The sequence below is a fragment of the Psychroserpens sp. genome, assembly GCF_036960315.1.
In the GTDB taxonomy this organism is placed as follows: Bacteria; Bacteroidota; Bacteroidia; order Flavobacteriales; family Flavobacteriaceae; genus Psychroserpens.
The window spans coordinates 128,684-147,801 of record NZ_JBALVR010000003.1; the positions used below are offsets into that span (position 1 = coordinate 128,684).

19 protein-coding genes are annotated in these 19,118 nt (G+C 34.1%); 4 read left to right on the forward strand and 15 right to left on the reverse strand.

What is annotated here, in order from left to right; translation table 11 throughout:
• Window positions 1–13 precede the first annotated feature (13 nt).
• Together aroC and V7719_RS06400 are read right to left on the reverse strand one after the other, a co-directional pair.
• Window positions 14–1,075, reverse strand: coding sequence for a chorismate synthase (aroC, locus tag V7719_RS06395; RefSeq protein ID WP_335729054.1), 1,062 nt, complete (start codon window positions 1,073–1,075; stop codon window positions 14–16).
• A 95-nt stretch (window positions 1,076–1,170) separates the two neighbouring features.
• Window positions 1,171–4,092 carry an FAD-binding and (Fe-S)-binding domain-containing protein gene (locus tag V7719_RS06400; protein WP_335729055.1) on the reverse strand — a complete coding sequence of 974 codons (2,922 nt, stop codon included), beginning with the start codon at window positions 4,090–4,092 and terminating at the stop codon, window positions 1,171–1,173.
• 152 nt (window positions 4,093–4,244) lie between these two features.
• On the opposite strand from V7719_RS06400, the gene V7719_RS06405 reads away from it, so the two are divergent.
• A complete protein-coding gene (locus tag V7719_RS06405) occupies window positions 4,245–4,727 on the forward strand; it encodes a hypothetical protein (protein ID WP_335729056.1) in 483 nt (160 codons plus the stop codon).
• A 54-nt stretch (window positions 4,728–4,781) separates the two neighbouring features.
• Here V7719_RS06405 and V7719_RS06410 read toward each other — a convergent pair whose 3' ends face one another.
• The 3 genes from V7719_RS06410 to V7719_RS06420 form a co-directional block, all read right to left on the reverse strand.
• Complete coding sequence (locus V7719_RS06410) at window positions 4,782–5,297, reverse strand: DinB family protein (protein WP_335729057.1); 516 nt, start codon at window positions 5,295–5,297, stop codon at window positions 4,782–4,784.
• A 90-nt stretch (window positions 5,298–5,387) separates the two neighbouring features.
• Entirely contained in the window at window positions 5,388–5,867 is a 480-nt protein-coding gene (locus tag V7719_RS06415) for an Lrp/AsnC family transcriptional regulator (protein WP_335729058.1), read from the reverse strand.
• 75 nt (window positions 5,868–5,942) lie between these two features.
• Window positions 5,943–7,073: a M14 family zinc carboxypeptidase gene (locus V7719_RS06420; protein WP_335729059.1), complete on the reverse strand. Its 1,131-nt coding sequence runs from the start codon at window positions 7,071–7,073 to the stop codon at window positions 5,943–5,945.
• 305 nt (window positions 7,074–7,378) lie between these two features.
• Here V7719_RS06420 and V7719_RS06425 point away from each other — a divergent pair, with 305 nt between their 5' ends.
• From V7719_RS06425 to V7719_RS06435, 3 genes are all read left to right on the forward strand, one after another.
• Window positions 7,379–7,765, forward strand: coding sequence for a helix-turn-helix domain-containing protein (locus tag V7719_RS06425; protein WP_335729060.1), 387 nt, complete (start codon window positions 7,379–7,381; stop codon window positions 7,763–7,765).
• Window positions 7,766–7,893: 128 nt separating this feature from the next.
• Complete coding sequence (locus V7719_RS06430; protein WP_335729061.1) at window positions 7,894–8,280, forward strand: hypothetical protein; 387 nt, start codon at window positions 7,894–7,896, stop codon at window positions 8,278–8,280.
• A 7-nt stretch (window positions 8,281–8,287) separates the two neighbouring features.
• Window positions 8,288–9,091, forward strand: a complete 804-nt coding sequence (locus V7719_RS06435; protein ID WP_335729062.1) for a TerC family protein — start codon at window positions 8,288–8,290, stop codon at window positions 9,089–9,091.
• Between the two features lie 3 nt (window positions 9,092–9,094).
• Here the strand turns inward: V7719_RS06435 and V7719_RS06440 are convergent, their stop codons facing one another.
• The 10 genes from V7719_RS06440 to V7719_RS06485 form a co-directional block, all read right to left on the reverse strand.
• Entirely contained in the window at window positions 9,095–10,366 is a 1,272-nt protein-coding gene (locus V7719_RS06440; RefSeq protein ID WP_335729353.1) for a DUF3570 domain-containing protein, read from the reverse strand.
• 64 nt (window positions 10,367–10,430) lie between these two features.
• Complete coding sequence (locus V7719_RS06445; RefSeq protein ID WP_335729063.1) at window positions 10,431–10,643, reverse strand: DUF4266 domain-containing protein; 213 nt, start codon at window positions 10,641–10,643, stop codon at window positions 10,431–10,433.
• Window positions 10,636–11,622: an FAD:protein FMN transferase gene (locus V7719_RS06450; protein WP_335729064.1), complete on the reverse strand. Its 987-nt coding sequence runs from the start codon at window positions 11,620–11,622 to the stop codon at window positions 10,636–10,638. The genes V7719_RS06445 and V7719_RS06450 overlap by 8 nt, the downstream gene beginning before the upstream one ends.
• 5 nt (window positions 11,623–11,627) lie before the next feature.
• Window positions 11,628–12,068, reverse strand: coding sequence for a thioredoxin family protein (locus V7719_RS06455; RefSeq protein ID WP_335729065.1), 441 nt, complete (start codon window positions 12,066–12,068; stop codon window positions 11,628–11,630).
• Between the two features lie 87 nt (window positions 12,069–12,155).
• The gene (locus tag V7719_RS06460) at window positions 12,156–12,854 is read right to left on the reverse strand and encodes a Crp/Fnr family transcriptional regulator (RefSeq protein WP_335729066.1); all 699 of its coding nucleotides are present in this window, start codon (window positions 12,852–12,854) and stop codon (window positions 12,156–12,158) included.
• A 169-nt stretch (window positions 12,855–13,023) separates the two neighbouring features.
• Window positions 13,024–13,422 carry a hypothetical protein gene (locus V7719_RS06465; protein WP_335729067.1) on the reverse strand — a complete coding sequence of 133 codons (399 nt, stop codon included), beginning with the start codon at window positions 13,420–13,422 and terminating at the stop codon, window positions 13,024–13,026.
• A gap of 19 nt (window positions 13,423–13,441) precedes the next feature.
• Entirely contained in the window at window positions 13,442–16,111 is a 2,670-nt protein-coding gene (locus V7719_RS06470; RefSeq protein WP_335729068.1) for a DNA gyrase/topoisomerase IV subunit A, read from the reverse strand.
• A gap of 4 nt (window positions 16,112–16,115) precedes the next feature.
• Window positions 16,116–16,595: a hypothetical protein gene (locus V7719_RS06475; protein ID WP_335729069.1), complete on the reverse strand. Its 480-nt coding sequence runs from the start codon at window positions 16,593–16,595 to the stop codon at window positions 16,116–16,118.
• Complete coding sequence (locus V7719_RS06480) at window positions 16,595–18,457, reverse strand: DNA topoisomerase IV subunit B (protein WP_335729070.1); 1,863 nt, start codon at window positions 18,455–18,457, stop codon at window positions 16,595–16,597. Before V7719_RS06480 ends, V7719_RS06475 begins: the two co-directional genes overlap by 1 nt.
• 117 nt (window positions 18,458–18,574) lie before the next feature.
• Window positions 18,575–19,039 carry an SRPBCC family protein gene (locus V7719_RS06485; protein WP_335729071.1) on the reverse strand — a complete coding sequence of 155 codons (465 nt, stop codon included), beginning with the start codon at window positions 19,037–19,039 and terminating at the stop codon, window positions 18,575–18,577.
• Between the last annotated feature and the right edge of the window lie 79 nt (window positions 19,040–19,118).

A 19,118-nucleotide genomic window follows, 5' to 3' on the forward strand; every position in this document is an offset into this window, starting at 1 on the left:
ATCTATGCGTATTCTATTTATACATTTTATTCAGCAATAAAAAATCTGCAATAACCAAAGCAGCCATAGCTTCAACAATTGGAATTGCTCTTGGCACCACACACGGGTCGTGACGACCTTTACCTTGCATTTCTACAATATCGCCAGAACTATTTAGTGCATCTTGCTTTTGAATGACAGTCGCAACAGGCTTAAATGCCACTCTGAAATAAATATCCATTCCGTTGCTAATTCCGCCCTGAATACCACCTGACAAATTGGTTTTCGTGGTTCCATCTTCATTAAATAAATCGTTATGCTCTGTGCCCTTCATCCTAGCGCCGCAAAATCCGCTACCATATTCAAAGCCTTTAACTGCGTTGATAGATAACATGGCTTTTCCTAATTCGGCATGAAGTTTATCAAAAACCGGTTCTCCTAATCCAATTGGTACATTTTGAAGCACACAAGTGACAGTACCACCAATGGTATTCCCTTCTTTACGGATTTCCTTAATTTTTGTAATCATCTGTTCTGCAGTTGCTTCATCTGGACAACGAACAGCATTAGTTTCAGTTTTTGAGAAATCTAATTCTTGATATGGTTTTTCTAAAAACAGATCTCCAACAGACGATGTATAGGCATTAATTTGAATCGAACTCAAAAATTGTTTAGCGATAGCTCCAGCTACAACGCGAGACGCTGTTTCTCTTGCAGAACTTCGCCCGCCTCCTCTATAATCACGTACACCATACTTCTTTTCATAAGTATAATCTGCGTGACTTGGACGATATACATCTTTAATATGAGAATAGTCATTCGACTTTTGGTTCGTGTTTTTAATCACAAACCCAATAGGAGTTCCAGTGGTAACGCCTTCAAAAATCCCTGATAAAAACTCTACAGTATCTGGTTCTTTTCGCTGGGTAACGATTTCAGATTGACCTGGTTTCCGTCTGTTCATTTCATTTTGAATCGCCTCAAAATCCAATTGTATCCCTGGAGGACAGCCATCAATAATTCCCCCAATTGCTAAACCATGAGACTCACCAAATGTGGTCAGTTTAAAAATATTTCCGAAGGAATTTCCCGCCATATAACTAGATTTTATGCTAAAGTAAATGTAAAAATAGACAAACAAAAACATATATCCATAAAGCAACTCATTTCCAAAGAAAAAAAACTATAGAATTAGATTAAGGCTTCTTTGAGAATCGTTACAGGATGCAAGGCTTCTTTTTGAGTTCCATCTTTTATTTGATGTCGGCAACTGGTTCCGTTTGCAGAAATGACAACACCCGAATTTGCGTTTCTAACCGCTGGAAACAAGGTCTGCTCTCCTATTTGCATGCTCACTTCGTAATGCTCTTTTTCGTAACCAAAACTACCTGCCATACCACAACAACCGCTTGGTATAATGGTCACTTTATAGTTTTTTGGTAAATTCAAAACCATAAAACTCGATGATTGATTTGCTAAAGCTTTTTGATGGCAATGACCATGAAATTTGATAATTTTCTCTTCGGAAGTGAATTGTGATGATTTAATATTTCCTAATTCAATTTCCTTTTGAATGAACTCTTCAATCAAATAGGTGTGTTTCGCGATTTTTTCTGCGGAAGCTTTATCATCTGCCAATCTCAAATATTCGTCTTTGAACGTTAATATCGCCGAAGGTTCTATACCAATTAAAGGTGTACTATCTGAAATGAGATTCTTGAAAACCAATACGTTTTCATTAGACAACGATTTAGCCTGTTCTAACAATCCTTTTGATAAAAATGAACGTCCAGATTCAGAATGTTTTATAACAGTGACTTTATAATTTAAGGCAGTCAACAGTTCAATAGCATCAATACCTATTGAAGTGTCAAGGTAGTTGGTAAACTCATCATTAAACAAATACACTTCCTTAATATAATTATTCTTAATTATTTTGTTTTCAATTGTTTGAACTACCTTATCTAAACTTTTGTTTGAGATCAAAGGCAAGCGTCTTTCTTTTGCTATTCCGAAGGACTTTTTAAAGACAGAACTCGTAAATGTATTGGAAAGAAAGAAATTTGCAACTCCTGGAAATTTGCTTCCAAATCTATTTAACCGATTATTATGCGCAAATAATTTCGCCCTTAAACTTACCCCATTTGCCTTTTGGTATTGATACTGAAACTCTGCTTTTAAACTAGCCACATCTACACTACTCGGACACTCAGTGGCACAAGCTTTACAGCTCAAGCACAAATCGAACACTTCTTTTAATTCTTCACTATCAAATTTGTTAGGCTTATTAGAATTAGTCAACACCTCACGTAAGGCATTCGCTCTTGCTCTAGTCGTATCTTTTTCATTTCTAGTGGCGCGATAACTCGGACACATCGTTCCTCCAAATTCTGGTAATTTTCTGCAATCCCCAGAACCATTACACTTCTCTGCCTCACGCAGTATGCCTAAGGAGCTAGAAAAATCTAAAACGGTTTCTATTTCCGGTTCTACTCTATCAGCTTCATAACGCAAGGCCTCATCCATTGGATAAGCATCAACAATTTTCCCTGGGTTAAAAATATTTTCAGGATCAAAAGCAGATTTAATACGCTTTAAAATCTCGTAGTTGTCGCCACCAATCATTATTGGTATAAATTCGGCACGTACAATTCCGTCGCCATGCTCGCCACTTATAGAGCCTTGATACCGTTTCACTAATTGCGCTACATCGCTTGTTATTTTCCTAAACAAGGCAACATCAGCTTTCTTTTTTAGATTCAAAATCGGACGTAAATGCAATTCTCCAGCTCCAGCATGCGCATAGTAAACTGGTTTTTGATCGTAAACCTCCATTAGGCTCGAGAAATCTTGAATATAATTCGCTAAATCCGGCAAAGCAACCGCAGTATCTTCTATACAAGCTGCAGTTTTCTCATCTCCAATCATATTTCCTAATAGCCCCAAACCTGCTTTCCTTAAGTCAATAGCTTTCAAAATTTGCTCACCAACTAAACTTGGGCTATCATAACTCAAACCAGAATTCGTGAGATTTTCTATTAGATCCCCAACTCTTTCACTAACATCTACTTCAGTATCACCTCGAACTTCACACATCAATATCGCTTCTGGATCGCCAATGATGAACTGTCTGTTTTCTTGCTGTTGCTTATTGCGCTTGGTTAAATCCAAAATTGTTTTATCCATCATCTCACAAGAAAACAAATCATGCTTCATTACCAATTCAACAGCATTCATACAATCTTCAATACTATTGAAATGCGCTGCCACCATTATACTTTCCGTTGGCGGTAATCGATCTAATTTTAAAGTGATTTGCGTTGTAAACGCTAAAGTGCCTTCGCTTCCTGAAAGCAGTTTACACATGTTGAACTTATTATTTTCAGAAGAAAACACTTCAGTTTGTATCAACTCATCAATAGCATACCCCGTATTTCTGCGATGGATCTCAGGTTTTGGAAATTCAGACTTAATTTGTTGTTGCACAATTTCCGAGGCTAATTCAGAAAGAATCGATTTATAAATATGACCTTCTAAAGTATTTTGCTTTGTTTTTTGCTCAAACTCTTCCGAAGACACATTTGAAAACACCACTTCACTTCCATCACTTAAAATCGTATGCAATTCTGTAACCTTATCCCGTGTTACACCATATTTTATTGATGTCGTTCCAGAGGAATTATTACCGACCATACCTCCTATCATACATCGATTTGACGTGGACGTATTAGGACCAAAAAACAATCCGAAAGGCTTTAAGTAATTATTGAGCTCATCTCTCACAACTCCTGGCTCAACAGTTACAGTTTGCTCTCTCTCGTTGATGTTTAAAATTTTTGTGAAATATTTAGAAACATCTACAACGATTCCTTTCCCTACACATTGTCCTGCAAGCGATGTGCCAGCAGTTCTAGGAATAATTGAAGTCTTATGCGTAGAGGCAAAATCAATCAGCAACTTGATGTCAGACTTACTTTTAGGCAAAGCTACTGCCAATGGTAACATTCTGTAAACCGAAGCATCTGTTGCATACAAGGTTTTCATTAACTCATCAAAATGCAACTCTCCATCCAATTGAGAGGCTAAAGAATGTAGTTGCGAATCGCTAATCATAAATGAATAAGTATGTTTATAAAACTAAGAAGAAATTTAATAAAACCTCTTTTTTGGCGTTATTTTTGTAAAGTTAATCTGAAAGTGTAACATATGATCTTTTTTTAGGGTCGTATTCGCATCAATTAATGACAAAATAAAACTTAAATTTTATGAAAAAATTATTTTTAGTAGTACTAGCTTTTATTGGCTTTGCAACAGTAAATGCCCAAGACATTTCAGACAATGCTATTGGGCTTCGTTTAGGTGATAGCGATGGTTTTGGCGCAGAGATTTCGTATCAAAGGGCTCTAAGAGATAATAACCGAGTAGAAATAGACCTTGGCTTAAGAAGTGGAAATAACTACGATGGCTTTAAACTTACTGGGATTTACCAATGGGTTTGGAATATTGAAGGCGCTTTCAACTGGTATGCTGGTGCAGGTGGAGGTATTGGATCATACAATTTCGACAATGTACCTAATGGCGCTGACGACAGCGAAACATTTGTATTTATTGCTGGCGATGTAGGAATTGAATATAATTTTGATTTCCCGCTACAATTATCTCTTGACGCTAGGCCAGAACTAGGTTTTGGTGATTTTAGAGATGACTTAGATTTTGATATCGCATTAGGCGTTAGATATAGGTTCTAAAACCTTTAGCTTATAAATAAATAAAAAAGCCACTTCAATAGAAGTGGTTTTTTTTTATAAATACCTTTCTTTAACAATTTCACAATGATGGTTCTCATGACCTATAGTAATGAAAGCCACCGCACGTGGTGACAAATTACTATTACTAGCGCTACCAATTCTCACTAGCATATCTTCAGAAAAGCTATCAAACAAAATAATACTTGCCAATCTAACCGCTTTGTACTCATTCATTAAACTATACCTCGAACGATTATTTGCTTCAGAATTTCCAGCATATTCGTCTTGATCATAACCAGGAAATAGCGTTTTGTCTTTTCTAGCAATACATAGAGCTCTATAAGTAAACACGCGTTCGGTATCAATGATATGCTGAATAACCTCTTTAATTGTCCATTTGCCTTCTGCATAACGATACTCTAATTTCTCCTCAGGAATAGACTCTAAAAATGCTATTGTTGCATCTCCATTACCTTTTAAGCCTTCAGCAATTGAAGCATCACCAGCTTTTTCAATGTATTGTTGGTAATACGGATTGTACTCCTCTTTTTTCAAATCCTCTTTAGTCATATTTAGTCAGGTATTAGAGATTAAAAGTAACAAAAAAAACCCTTCGTCAATATATGACAAAGGGCTCTATTTTTATAAACACTAAATTAGTTATAGCTCATTAAATATGGTGTGCATCAAACGCTTTTTATCGTTAATGCTTTCCTCTAAACTAATCATAGTCTCAGTTCTATAGATGCCTTCGATATCATCCAACATAAAAATAATATCCTTTGCATGAGAGGTATTCTTCGCTCTTACCTTACAGAAAATATTAAATTTCCCTGTTGTAATATGCGCAACAGTTACATATGGTATTTCAGAAATACGCTCTAGCACAAATTTGGTTTGAGAAGTATTGTTCAAGAAAACGCCAACATAGGCTATAAAAGAATACCCTAGTTTTTGATAATCCAATGTTAATGAAGAACCTTTAATAATTCCAGCTTCCTCCATTTTCTTTACTCTAACATGAACAGTACCAGCAGAGATCACTAATTTCTTTGCAATATCAGTAAAAGGAATCCTTGTATTATCAATCAACATGTCAAGGATTTGATGATCAACTTCATCTAACTTGAATTTTGCCATTTTTCGTCTTTTTAGTAAATTTTATACAAAAATAATGCAATATCTTTAAAGAAACTGCATTAAAAACGATTTTATTTAAAGATTTAATAAAATTTCATTGTTATTTATTTCAACGAAATCGATTTCGTTTCCTTCTGAAATCCGCACTCCTTTTCCACCTAACACCCTATATCCATTAGCATTGATCTCTCTATGACCATAAAAATTATGAAGATTGGATATTTTTTCGATTTTGGGTATAAATTTTAACAGGCCTCTAACCAATTTCTCTTGATACTGAATAGCGATATCCTTTTCGTTCGTATTTCTAATTATAATATCATAGAACAACTTTTCGTTTTTGGGAATATAAAAATAAGATTCACTAAACTCTCCATCAATAGAATGTTGAGCAATATAGCTTGTAGACAGAAGTAAAGATTGAAATATAAATTCTCGCGTTAGTTCACGACTATAATCATCCTTATAATGCCCAGCTTCAAATAGAATTGTAGGCACATTGGCCGACTGAAAAGCGTCTCCAACACAGTTTATATTAAAACCATCATCATAAATACCAACCTGATCTGCTATTTGCTTTTGAAGGTTTTTATTCATAACTGCTATAATCTCCATAGCTACTTTTCGAGTTGAAGTCACATTACGCGCTTCGTCTTGAGCAGGCGCTAAAAAAGAAACTGTTGCAGAGTTATTCGTTTTACCAGCACTAAATAGTGTTCGCTGACCATGAAGATTGTAGCAATAGTGCGGTTTAAAGTCCTCAAAAACATTTCGAAGCACTCTGCTTTCAGGCTGAGATAGTTCTTGAGCATCACGATTTAAATCAATTTCATTAGCGTTTAGTCGTGTGTAAGCCCGAGCTCCATCAGGATTTAAAATTGGAATAATTTTAATTGTACACTGTTCCAAAATAGTCTTGGACACTGGATTTTCTTCAGAAAGCAGGTTTAGTAAATCAAAAACAGCCTTAGTTGTGGTACTTTCATTACCATGCATTTGCGACCACATCAATATTTTTTTTGGTCCTAACCCAAAAGTGATGTCATGAATTGGGATTCCATTTACAGATTTCCCAATACTATTGACATGCATTTTTTTACTCAATTCCTTGAGAAGAGGAGCAATATCATCATGATGAATATAACGTCCAAAAAGAGATGTTTCCTTATAAGATTTAAAGAGTGATTTCAGGGTTTCTACTTGCATAAATTTGTATTTGCCAAAACAAAGGTAAACATTTGAAAATTTACAATTGTAAACACGCGACTATGCAGAACTCACTAACATTTCGCTATAATTGTAAACAAAAAGCCCACCCAAGGTGATAGACTAATTGAAGAATATACAATGAATTATATATTTACTATTATATACCTGCTTTTCAGTATTTTAAACCACTTTATTTAAACTTAAAATTTAATATAACATTCAATATATCTATTTCTTCTAGCATAAATACCACAATATGTTTACATTTGTAACGTTACAAAATTAAACTTTCAAGGTTTACAATGATAAACAACGAAGAATTCATAAAACGACTCCAAAAAGTCATTGATTTTTACGGAGAATCCGCATCTTCATTTGCAGAAAAAATCGGTGTGCAACGCTCAAGTATTTCGCATATATTATCTGGTAGAAATAAGCCAAGTTTAGATTTTGTTTTAAAGATTCTTTCCTCCTATCCCGAAGTAGAATTATATTGGTTAATGAATGGCAAAGGAAAGTTTCCTTCGGAAAAAAATAGAATTCATGATCAACCAATTTCCGAAGTCAAAAAAAATGTGATTTCTAAAAACACTCAAATTTCAGAAATTTCAAATTCCGAGGATAAAACAATTGAGCGCATCGTGATTTTTTATAAAGACGGTACATTTAAAAATTTTGAGCATTTGTAATTGTCACTGTAAAAATTTAAAATACACAATTAGTCATGCGGTTATATTTTAAATCCATGCACTCATGAATACTTCGATATTTCTCATAAATTACATTCCGTTTCGTAATTTTGCACCAAACTTATGCTATGCGAAATCGTTTACTATTACTTACACCGTTGTTTTTCTTAAATTGTTATCAAGTTGAACGCAATTGCAGCGATTTTAAAACAGGTACGTTTGAGTTCACTTATTCTCTTGATGGTATCGAGAAAACGGGAACATTTGTTAGAACCGACGATTTTAATATAGATTATCATGAGAATAAAGTAGACTCTGCTTCTGTTCGTTGGATTAATGATTGTGAGTTTATATTAAATAAAATAAACCCGAAAAGCAAAAGCGAGCAAAAAGCTATTCATATGAAAATCCTAAGCACATCTGAAGATTCTTATACATTTGAATATCAATTAGCAGTTAAAGACACCTATCAGAAAAGGCGTGTAGAAAAGGGCGTTGCAAAAAAAATAAAATAACAGTAATATGTTAGATTTTTTACTAACAAGTGATGCTATCATGGCATTATTAACCTTAACGTTTCTAGAAATTATTTTAGGAATAGATAACATCGTCTTTATATCTATAGCTGCTAATAAACTTCCAGAAGATGAACGAGGTAAAGCCACAAACATAGGCCTATTATTGGCTATGGTACAGCGCATTGTTTTATTGTTCTTTGTATCATTCTTGGTTGGCTTATCAACTCCTTTTTACAATCTAGAAACCAGTTGGTTGGAATTACACATAAGCTGGCAAGCACTGATTTTATTTGCGGGAGGCTTATTTTTAATTTACAAGAGCACTTCAGAAATAAGAGAAAAAGCAACACACCCAGAACATGATGAAGATCAAGTAAAAGGTAAAAAAATTAAATCTTTATCAAATGCTTTAGTTCAAATAATGATTATTGACTTTATCTTTTCAATAGATTCAATACTTACAGCAGTAGGTATGACTAACGGCTTACACCCTAACCACAACTACACTCTTATATTAATGGTTATTGCGGTGATGATTTCTATTGCTATTATGATAGGTTTTGCGAATCCAATTCGGAAATTCATAGACACGAATCCGAGTATTCAAATGCTAGGTCTAGCTTTCTTGATACTCATTGGTTTCATGTTAATAACTGAAGCAGCTCACCTTTCTCATACACAGTTCTTTGGAAATAAAGTTGGCGCTATTCCTAAAGGGTATCTGTATTTTGCCATAACATTCTCTCTATTCGTGGAATTCTTAAATTTCAGAATTAGCAAAAACGCAAAGAAAAAATCAAAAGGCTAAGAGTTAATCCATTACAAACTTAAATCCAGCTGAAATAATACTAGCACTTAACGTATTATCTCTATCATACATCGTGTATTTTAAATCAATACTTTTTAATCCCAGTTTCCAAATATGAAACTTGGTAAAGATATCTGTATACGATGCTCCAAAACTAAATTGGTTGGCACTATATTCAGATAAATCATAGTCTGAAGTATAGAATTCGTCTGTAGACAAATGCCCTTCATAGACATTAAAATAATCTGCTGCGGTTTGATTATAATAACGATACGATGGGTATAGCGTAAACTTGTCACTAATCTTTATAGGCACTTCAACACTTGCAGTATGGGATTTAATTCCCCAATCATCAGTATAATAGCGATAGAACGTTTTCAATACAAACGTTTCATTGATATAGTAGTTGAGTCGCCCACCAACAGCAATTTTAAACCTTGAATCAGGCAAGCGTTCAATATCATCAGCTAAATGGAAGTTTTCAATAAACGAATCGGCAACATCACTAAAATAAACACGCTGAAAAGGTGTAGACAGTAATCCGTCTTGCATTACCAAATCCAGTGCCAATGACCCTTGAAGATTTTTAGACAGTATTTGAGAAAACCCTAACCCTACGGCATAAGAGTTTCTTCCCTCACTATCTAAATTTGTAAAATCAGGATTATAATTAGCGTTTCCTGTAATGGTATTTTGAGTAAATAAACCATTATTAAGTCCATCACCTCCTTGACCAAACGGTCTCAATTCAGTAGGATAAATGGCATTCCATGTATCAACATAAACATTTCCATTAATGCTAACTTCAGTATTCTTCTCATTAAAAAGTTTAGTATAGCTACCACCAACACCAATAGAAAAATAGTCATATTCTGCAGACACAGAAAGTTTAGCAGACCAAATATCATTTCTATCGTCTGAACTATGACTATAAGTACCTGTAAGATTTGTCCAAAGATCGCTTTCCGAAGCTCCAGAGCTCGCTACAAACGGGTCTGCAGAGCCATCGCCATCAAAAGGATCAACATTACTCGATGAGGCAGATGTATAAGCTGAAACACCAACATCTATAGTTAGAACATCATCATCGTTTAAAGGTATAGATACTATGAAAGTTGCAGTGACATCTGTTAGCTCTTCCGAACCAATTCCACCGCTTACAGCAGCATTATCTCCATCTTGAGTATAGTAACTTGATAAAAAATCTACTTCAGTTGTTTCTAAAACTCTCTTTTTATAGACTTGGGTCGAATCTTGCGATTGTCCAAATGTCATTTGAAGTGATAGTATTGCGAGAATAATTAAGCTTATTTTTTTCAAATCTGTTTTTTTAAATTGTTTAATTACAACCACAACCACCTCCTGTTTTACCACCATTTGCTCCAGACGCCGCTTCTCTATAAGAATGCGCTGTAGATATGTTTCTATCTGATTTTTTATCAGCTAAAACCATATCTGGATCGTTAATGTTGACTTTTTCATATTCTTTAACAGCCACACACGAGGTCATAAACGATATACACAGTGTTAGCATTATAAGTTTTCTAATCATCTGAATTGATTTTTATATTGTTAGAGGTAAAAAGGTTACCATTGTCATCAATGATAATGCATTCTATTTTTTGTAATTGATTAATTCTATTTAAACCCACTTCTTTTCCCATAACAAAAACAGAAGTAGCGAGCGCATCTGCCAATTCTGCTTTCGGAGCAAATACAGTGACACTAATAATACCTGAAGACGGGTAGCCCGTTCTTGGATCAATAATATGTGAATAGCGCTTCCCATCAAAAGTGACATGCTTTTCATAGTTGCCAGATGTTACTACTGCTCCATCTGTTATTGGCAACAACGCAAAAGCTTTGGCTTTATCTAAAGGATTAGTTATGGCAACTTTCCATTCTTCTCCATTAGTCTGACTCCCCCAAGTATTCATGTCTCCGGATGCGTTTATAATCCCCGAAACAACACCTTTTTCAATTAGTAATGCTTTTGCTTTATCTGCGGCATAACCCTTTCCAATAGCGCCAAAACCAATTTTCATTCCTTTTAGCTTAAGAAAAACCGAAGTATGAGATGGGTCAAGAATAATATTCTCATAACCTACTTTTTCTACTGAAGCTTTTATGTCATCTTCAGAAGGCATTTGAGTCATACTGTCGTCAAATTTCCAAATCCTATCCATAGATGCATAAGAAATATCAAAAGCACCATCAGTGAGTTTAGAAATTGATAGAGAACGGTTTATTAAATCAAAAAGCTCTTTATCTACGACCACAGGTTTAATACCTGCATTTCTATTAATCTCTGACGTTTGAGATTTAGAATCCCAAGACGAAATTAATTTTTCAATCCTTATTATTTCTGAAACTGCTATATCTATATAGGTGTTAGCTGCAGAAGAATCTTTAGCAACAACAGTCATATCAAAGCGACTCCCCATAAGCTTTAGAGTTCGTTTATGAGTGGTTTGCGCTTCAGAATAAAAAACAAAGAGCAGTAAAAATGCGGATATAAAAAGTCGTTTCAAAAGCTCTAGGATTTAAATGACTCTAAAATTTTAATATATTCAGAAGGCGATAATTTTTTGTAGCCCGTTGAGCCCAAAACATTACCCTTATCATCTAACACAACAACATATGGAAAGTATCCGTTTTTATTATAAGCCTCTGCTAGCTTATTATTATGTTCTTGTTGCGTATTACTTAACGCATTTTTCTTTCGTTTCGGAAAGTCAGCCTTTAGCATTACAAAATGGTCTTTTGCGTAGTTTTTAAATTCATCGGTATGCCAAATTTCTTTATCTAATTTGATACAAGGTGCACACCAATCTGATCCTTGAAAAACAAGAACTATGGTTTTATTATTTTCTTTTGCCGAAGATTTTGCTTTCGTGAAGTCTGTTATCCAATCTTGAGCATTAACTACTGTCGTTGATGCAAAAAATAATAACGTTATATATATAAACTTCTTCATCTGATTTATTTTGGTTCAAAACTATTTAATTAAACGTAATTATTCACTCAAACTTACATTGATATTTATCAATTTCAATATTTAAGCTTATTGAAAGTTTGCAACCCTAACAAGACCACTGTAATCCTTTATATAAATACTACTTCTTTTTGTTGTGATGAGTTGTTCTTCTTTAAAGTCTTTGAGCATACGAACTACAGACTCCTTTGCTGTTCCTACCATACTAGCTAAATCATCTCTATTAATTACAATTTCAGTTTCTTCTTTAGATCCATTTCCGAACTTACTCTCTAAAATTAATAAATTTAAGGCTGATCGTTCCCTTACAGTATGTTTAGCCAACATTTTTGTAGCATTAATGAATACTCTAAACTCATGGCTTAAATTCTTTAAAAGACGTTGTGACAATACATGTGAAGTATTTACCGCCTTAAGAAAATCTTTTTCTGCAATAAAATCAATTTCAGAATCGACAAGAGCAATTGCTGAATCAGGATATAGTTCCTGACTTAAGATAGCGTGATAGCCTAGATATTCATTTTCCTTACAGACATAAAAAATATGCTGTGCTCCAAAATTAGTTAGTGTTGATTTCTTTACTTTACCCTTTTTTACTCTATAAATTCCTTTAGGTCTTTCGCCTTCATTAAAAACCGATTGCCCTGCTTTATAATAAACAGTAACCATATTAGCTTTAATTACCTTACAAATTGTATCTGGTAATTCAGAAAATAGATCGTGATTATTGAAACTATATTGATTGTTTAATAACTCATTTATTGTCATATAACATTATTTTACTCTTAATATTCTTTTATTTATCCCTTATCTAGTTAGTTCAGTAGTTACGATTAACTATCACTAATTTTAAATAGATTTGGGAATTACATTCTATGTATTAGAAACCAAATACAAATGCTAACAAATACGACTTGTATTGCAAGTGATAACTATATTAAGAAAGCCTTGGTGGCTGAAACAATTCTCGGGAATATTGAGATGAAGACAATGCTTTATAGTAGAAATTAGATGATTCAATCTCAAAAAAATCTGGTGCTTTTAATTCAATACTGTGAGGCGATATTAACAAAAGCATTACAGTACTTGACATATGAATATTATACTGAAATGGTAACTTTTCATGATCACTACTCTCTTCTTTATGCTCTATATCGTGATCAATTTTTAATGCTCCGTAATGTTTAGATACAAATACAAGTATATTGTCTCCGTATTGTTGATTATGAAATTGCGCATGTTCAATAAACTCATCCATTTGGATAATATCATTCATTGATAATCCACTACTTTGGACTAAAATAATAAATGATAGAACTATTGAAGACAATTTCATACTTCAAATATAATATTTTTTAAAATAACGTAATCTGACCTTGATCATCTAAGTCAGATGCTTCATCATCTTTAGACTCTTCCGTAGTTGACTCTTGATTTTTACGTTCGGAAATCGTTTTAGACTCAGGCGACTCGACAGTTTCATCAACTACTTCAATCTCCGCCGCAGGCAATTCTTCTGGTGCTTCATAAGGCAACGAATCTAATAAACTTACTTGATTTACTTTCTCTTTTGTAAGCTGATTCCCCAAAGCTGAAACGCCTTTAATCGAAATAAATTCTTCTAGATTAATGGTTTCATTATCTTTTCGTTCTTTACCTCGTTCTTTTTTGAATTCTATGTCTGCCATTGGCTTCCAATCGGTCGATACTATTTCGAGTTGTGAATCTGCATGTTCAGAAATAAAAGTCTCCTCTCTTCCCTCGTTCTCAATCAAGAAACGCTTTACATAATACATCTCTTTTTCTCCATTATAATAAATAACTGATATTGGTTTCTTCGGAATCCATTTTTCCAAAACAATCATATCGTCATCAAAATGAGTTGACAACTCTGGTAGAATTGTTTTCACAACTCCAGATTGACTAATAATCAATAAGCGATCTTCACCTCTAAATTCTCCAATAAGCTCACCTCTATCGTCAACATTAAGACGCTGAACCGTATCGTCAAACCAAATTTTACGTGGCTTTAATGTAGAAACACCTTTTTCCTTGAGTTCTATTTTCTTTATAGGATGCTTAGTGACTGTGTTTCCTTTTGAAGCCCTACCTTTAATGAGTACTTCTGCAAAATCTAAATCCCATTTTAACTTTTTAATACCTCCAACCTGACGCAAATACACAGTAATCACTTCAGCTTCCCCATTAGGATTGGCAGAAAAATACCAGAGCTTAGAGCTTTTATTGCCATTAGTTAAATCGTATTCTTTATCTCGTGTCATAGAGGTTACTGCAAACCGTTTTACATAAGCAGGACCTTTAGCGCCATCACGATAAATCAAGTTATAAATGGTACGTTTGTCTTTTTTCTTAAATACAGCAACGTGAATAATATCTTTACCTATAAAGGTTTTACTATCCACTTTGGTGACCATCATCTTACCATCGTTAGTAAACACAATGATATCATCAATATCACTACAATCACAAACATATTCATCTTTACGTAGTGATGTTCCTATAAAACCTTCTGCTCGATTGACGTATAATTTCGTATTTCGAATAATCACTTTTGTGGCGTCTACATCTTCAAATGTTCTAATTTCAGTTTTACGCTCACGACCTTTTCCGTACTCTTTTTTAAGACGTTGGAAATAGGCAATTGCATATTCAATTAGGTGTGCTAAATGATGTTTTACCTCAGCAATTTGATCTTCAAGCGCATCAATTTTTTGCTGTGCTTTATCAATATCGAATTTTGAAATACGTTTAATTCGAATTTCTGTCAATCGTGTAATATCTTCTACTGTAATAGCACGTTTTAAATGTTTGACGTGTGGCTTTAAACCTTTATCGATGGCATTAATCACACCATCCCAAGTTTCTTCTTCTTCAATATCACGATAGATACGTTTTTCAATAAATATGCGTTCTAAAGACGCAAAATGCCACTGTTCTTGAAACTCACTAAGTTTAATTTCTAATTCACTTTTCAGAAGCTGAACCGTATTATCAGTTGAACGTCTCAACATTTCCGAAACACCAACAAAAAAAGGTTTGTTATCTTCAATCACACAGCCTAAAGGCGAAATTGAGGATTCGCAATTGGTAAATGCATATAAGGCATCGATAGTTTTATCTGGTGAAATTCCGCCAGGTAAATGCACCAATATTTCTACATTTGCAGCAGTATTATCTTCAATCTTTTTAACTTTTATTTTCCCTTTATCGTTTGCTTTCAGAATAGAATCAATCAAAGACGATGTATTGGTTCCAAAAGGAATTTCGGTAATCACCAAGGTGTTTTTATCCAACTGCGAGATTTTTGCACGCACTCTAACTTTCCCGCCTCGTAATCCATCGTTATAATTAGATACATCAGCAATACCAGCCGTTGGGAAATCTGGAACTATTGTAAAACGCTTTCCTTGGAGATGCTTCACAGAAGCATCAATAAGTTCAATAAAATTATGTGGTAATATTTTGGTTGATAGTCCAACAGCAATTCCTTCACCTCCTTGAGCCAATAACAACGGAAACATGACAGGAAGGTTGACAGGTTCTTTACGACGACCATCATAGCTTGATTGCCATTGTGTTATTTTTGGGTTGTAAACAACATCTAAACCAAATTTAGAAATACGAGCTTCGATATAACGTGCTGCTGCCGCCCTATCTCCAGTAAGAATATTTCCCCAGTTGCCTTGGGTATCAATTAAGAGGTCTTTCTGTCCAATTTGCACCATAGCATCAGCGATACTAGCATCACCATGTGGATGGTACTGCATCGTGTGACCAACAATATTGGCCACCTTATTATATCTCCCATCGTCTAGATCTTTCATGGAATGCATGATACGACGTTGCACAGGTTTAAAACCATCCTCAATTGCTGGAACTGCACGTTCAAGAATTACGTAAGATGCATAATCAAGAAACCAATCCTTGTACATACCAGTAACTCTCGTAATACTTTCTTGTGGTTCGTCTTGATTATCTATTTTATCATTGTGATCTTCACTCATTAATCTATGCTTCTTTTTTATTGTTTTTAACGATTTTACTTAACGATTGCCTAATGTAGCGTCTCTTTTTTCTGGAGACCAAAGTCGCGTTAAATTTAACAGTTTTCTTTTTCCCTTTACTATCTTTTAAATACAGTTTTAGTGTTTTATAAACAAAATAATTACTGAATTTATAACCATATAATTGTTCTTTATCAAATTCTGCTTTATGTTCTCTGTAATTAAACTTATCCGTGAGCAACAAACCTCTATTGATAACGACAACCTTTAATCCGTCGCTATCATATTCAAAATATTTTGAAACAAAGTGAACAATAAAAAAAAGTATTGCAAAACCAAAAACAATGAGAATATAAGTAAGGGTCCGGTTTTTGGTTACATCACTAAAGGATTTAAATAGCGTTGCCGAAACAATAGCCAATACTATCAATATAAAATATACCGATATTATAGTGTTTTTTACTTTGGAATTATTGATTCTCATTAATTGTCCTCTTCATCTATGATATCCAACTCAACTTTCAAATTCTCAATAATAAACTCCTGACGGGTTGGCGTATTTTTTCCCATATAGAAAGACAACAATTCTTCAATAGACATGTCCTTATCAAGCATTACAGGATCCAAACGTATATCATCCCCAATAAAATGCACAAACTCATCAGGTGAAATTTCACCAAGACCTTTAAATCGTGTTATTTCTGGTTTAGGTTTTAATTCTTGAACGGCACTTCGTCGTTCATCTTGAGAGTAACAATAAATAGTCTTCTTTTTATTACGAACCCTAAATAAAGGTGTTTGTAAAATATACAAATGCCCTTCTTTAATCACTTCAGGAAAAAACTGTAAAAAGAACGTAATCAATAACAATCTAATATGCATACCATCAACATCAGCATCAGTAGCAATTACTACATTATTATATCGCAAATCTTCAAGAGACTCTTCAATATTTAATGCAGCTTGTAAGAGATTAAATTCTTCGTTTTCGTAAACAATCTTTTTACTTAAACCGTAACAGTTAAGTGGTTTCCCTTTTAAACTGAAAACAGCTTGAGTATTCACATCTCGAGATTTTGTAATACTTCCTGAAGCCGAATCTCCCTCTGTAATAAATAAGGTTGTTTCTAAGTTTCGTGGGTTCTTTGCATCTCCAAAATGTACGCGACAATCTCTTAATTTTTTATTGTGAAGACTGGCTTTCTTAGCGCGATCCTTTGCTAGCTTTCTAATTCCGGAAAGTTCTTTACGCTCACGTTCTGCCTGAAGAATCTTTCGTTGAATCTTTTCTGCTGCATCCGGATTTTTATGCAAGTAATTATCCAGATAGCGTTTCAAAAAATCATTGATATGAGTTCTTACCGTTGGTAAATCACCTCCCATATCTGTAGATCCTAATTTTGTTTTCGTCTGACTCTCAAAAATAGGCTCCATTACTTTTATGGAAATTGCAGATACTATCGATTTTCTAATATCAGAAGCTTCATAATTTTTCCCGTAGTACTCTCGAATCGTTCTCACCAAAGCTTCACGAAAAGCCGTTAAATGCGTCCCTCCTTGCGTTGTGTTTTGTCCGTTAACAAAACTATGATACTCTTCACTATATTGTGTTTTACTATGTGTCAATGCGACTTCGATATCATCTCCTTTTATATGGATAATATCATAGAGCCTATCCGATTCCGTTATGTTTTCAGATAATAAATCTTTAAGTCCGTTTTCACTATAATATTTCTCACCATTAAACATGATGGTTAACCCAGGGTTCAAATACACGTAGTTCTTGAGCATTTTTATAACATACTCATTACGATATTTGTAATTTTTAAAAATGGTATCGTCTGGAATAAAAGAGACTTTAGTTCCTTTTCTTCGCGAGGTATCATCTAATAAATCCTGATTCCTAAGATTTCCTTGTTCAAATTCGGCTGAAGCCGATTTTCCATCACGATTAGATTCTACTCTAAAATAATTAGATAAGGCGTTTACAGCTTTAGTACCAACTCCGTTTAATCCAACCGATTTTTTAAATGCACGAGAATCGTACTTTCCACCAGTATTCATTTTTGACACCACATCGACAACTTTCCCTAGTGGAATCCCACGACCATAATCGCGTACAATCACTTTATTCCCTTGAATAGAGATATCAATAGTTTTTCCTGCTCCCATGACATACTCGTCAATAGAGTTATCTAATACTTCTTTAACCAGAATATAAATACCATCATCAGGAGACGAACCATCACCTAATTTACCAATATACATACCAGGTCGCATTCGGATGTGTTCCTTCCAATCGAGCGAGCGTATATTATCTTCGGTATATTTGGTTTCTTGCGACATAAATAAGTGAAAAAATTAGATAGGACGCTAATATAACACAACGTTACAAAAAATGAAACAGGGTTCACACAAAGTAATTAACAATAAACATTCAATATTGTTGAGAACATTGCCGTTTTATTGATTGTCAGATATTTCTTCCGCTTTTTGCTTTAAAAACGCATTTCTAGTCGATAATAAATTGGTCATATAACGTTTTAGAAATAATACATTAGCGACTCTTCCGAAGATACCATAAGGCGATTGAAAATGAAACCTGTCAATCATTAGCGTTTTATTTTCTTTGGAAGAAAAAACATGCTCATGTTTAAAAGATTTAAACGCACCTGAAACCATTTCGTCTACAAAGTAGTTAGGACTATCGAATTGGGTGATTTTAGATGTGAGTTGCTGTGTAAATCCGAAGTGTTTGGCTTCCCAAGTCACCCACTCTCCTAATTCTATTAAACCAGAAGTTTTACCTGCAATGGCTTTTTCATTAGAATGTTCTAATGAAGCTTTATGAAAATCAATATTACGCGATAAATCAAAACATGTTTGGAGATCTGCATTGATACGTGTTTTGATTTCGATTAGTGGCATCTTATTCCAATTGTGAGATTGACACGCCCTTCTTCCTTATCTACTGAAAGACAAGTTCTCTATGACATTAATTGTCTTG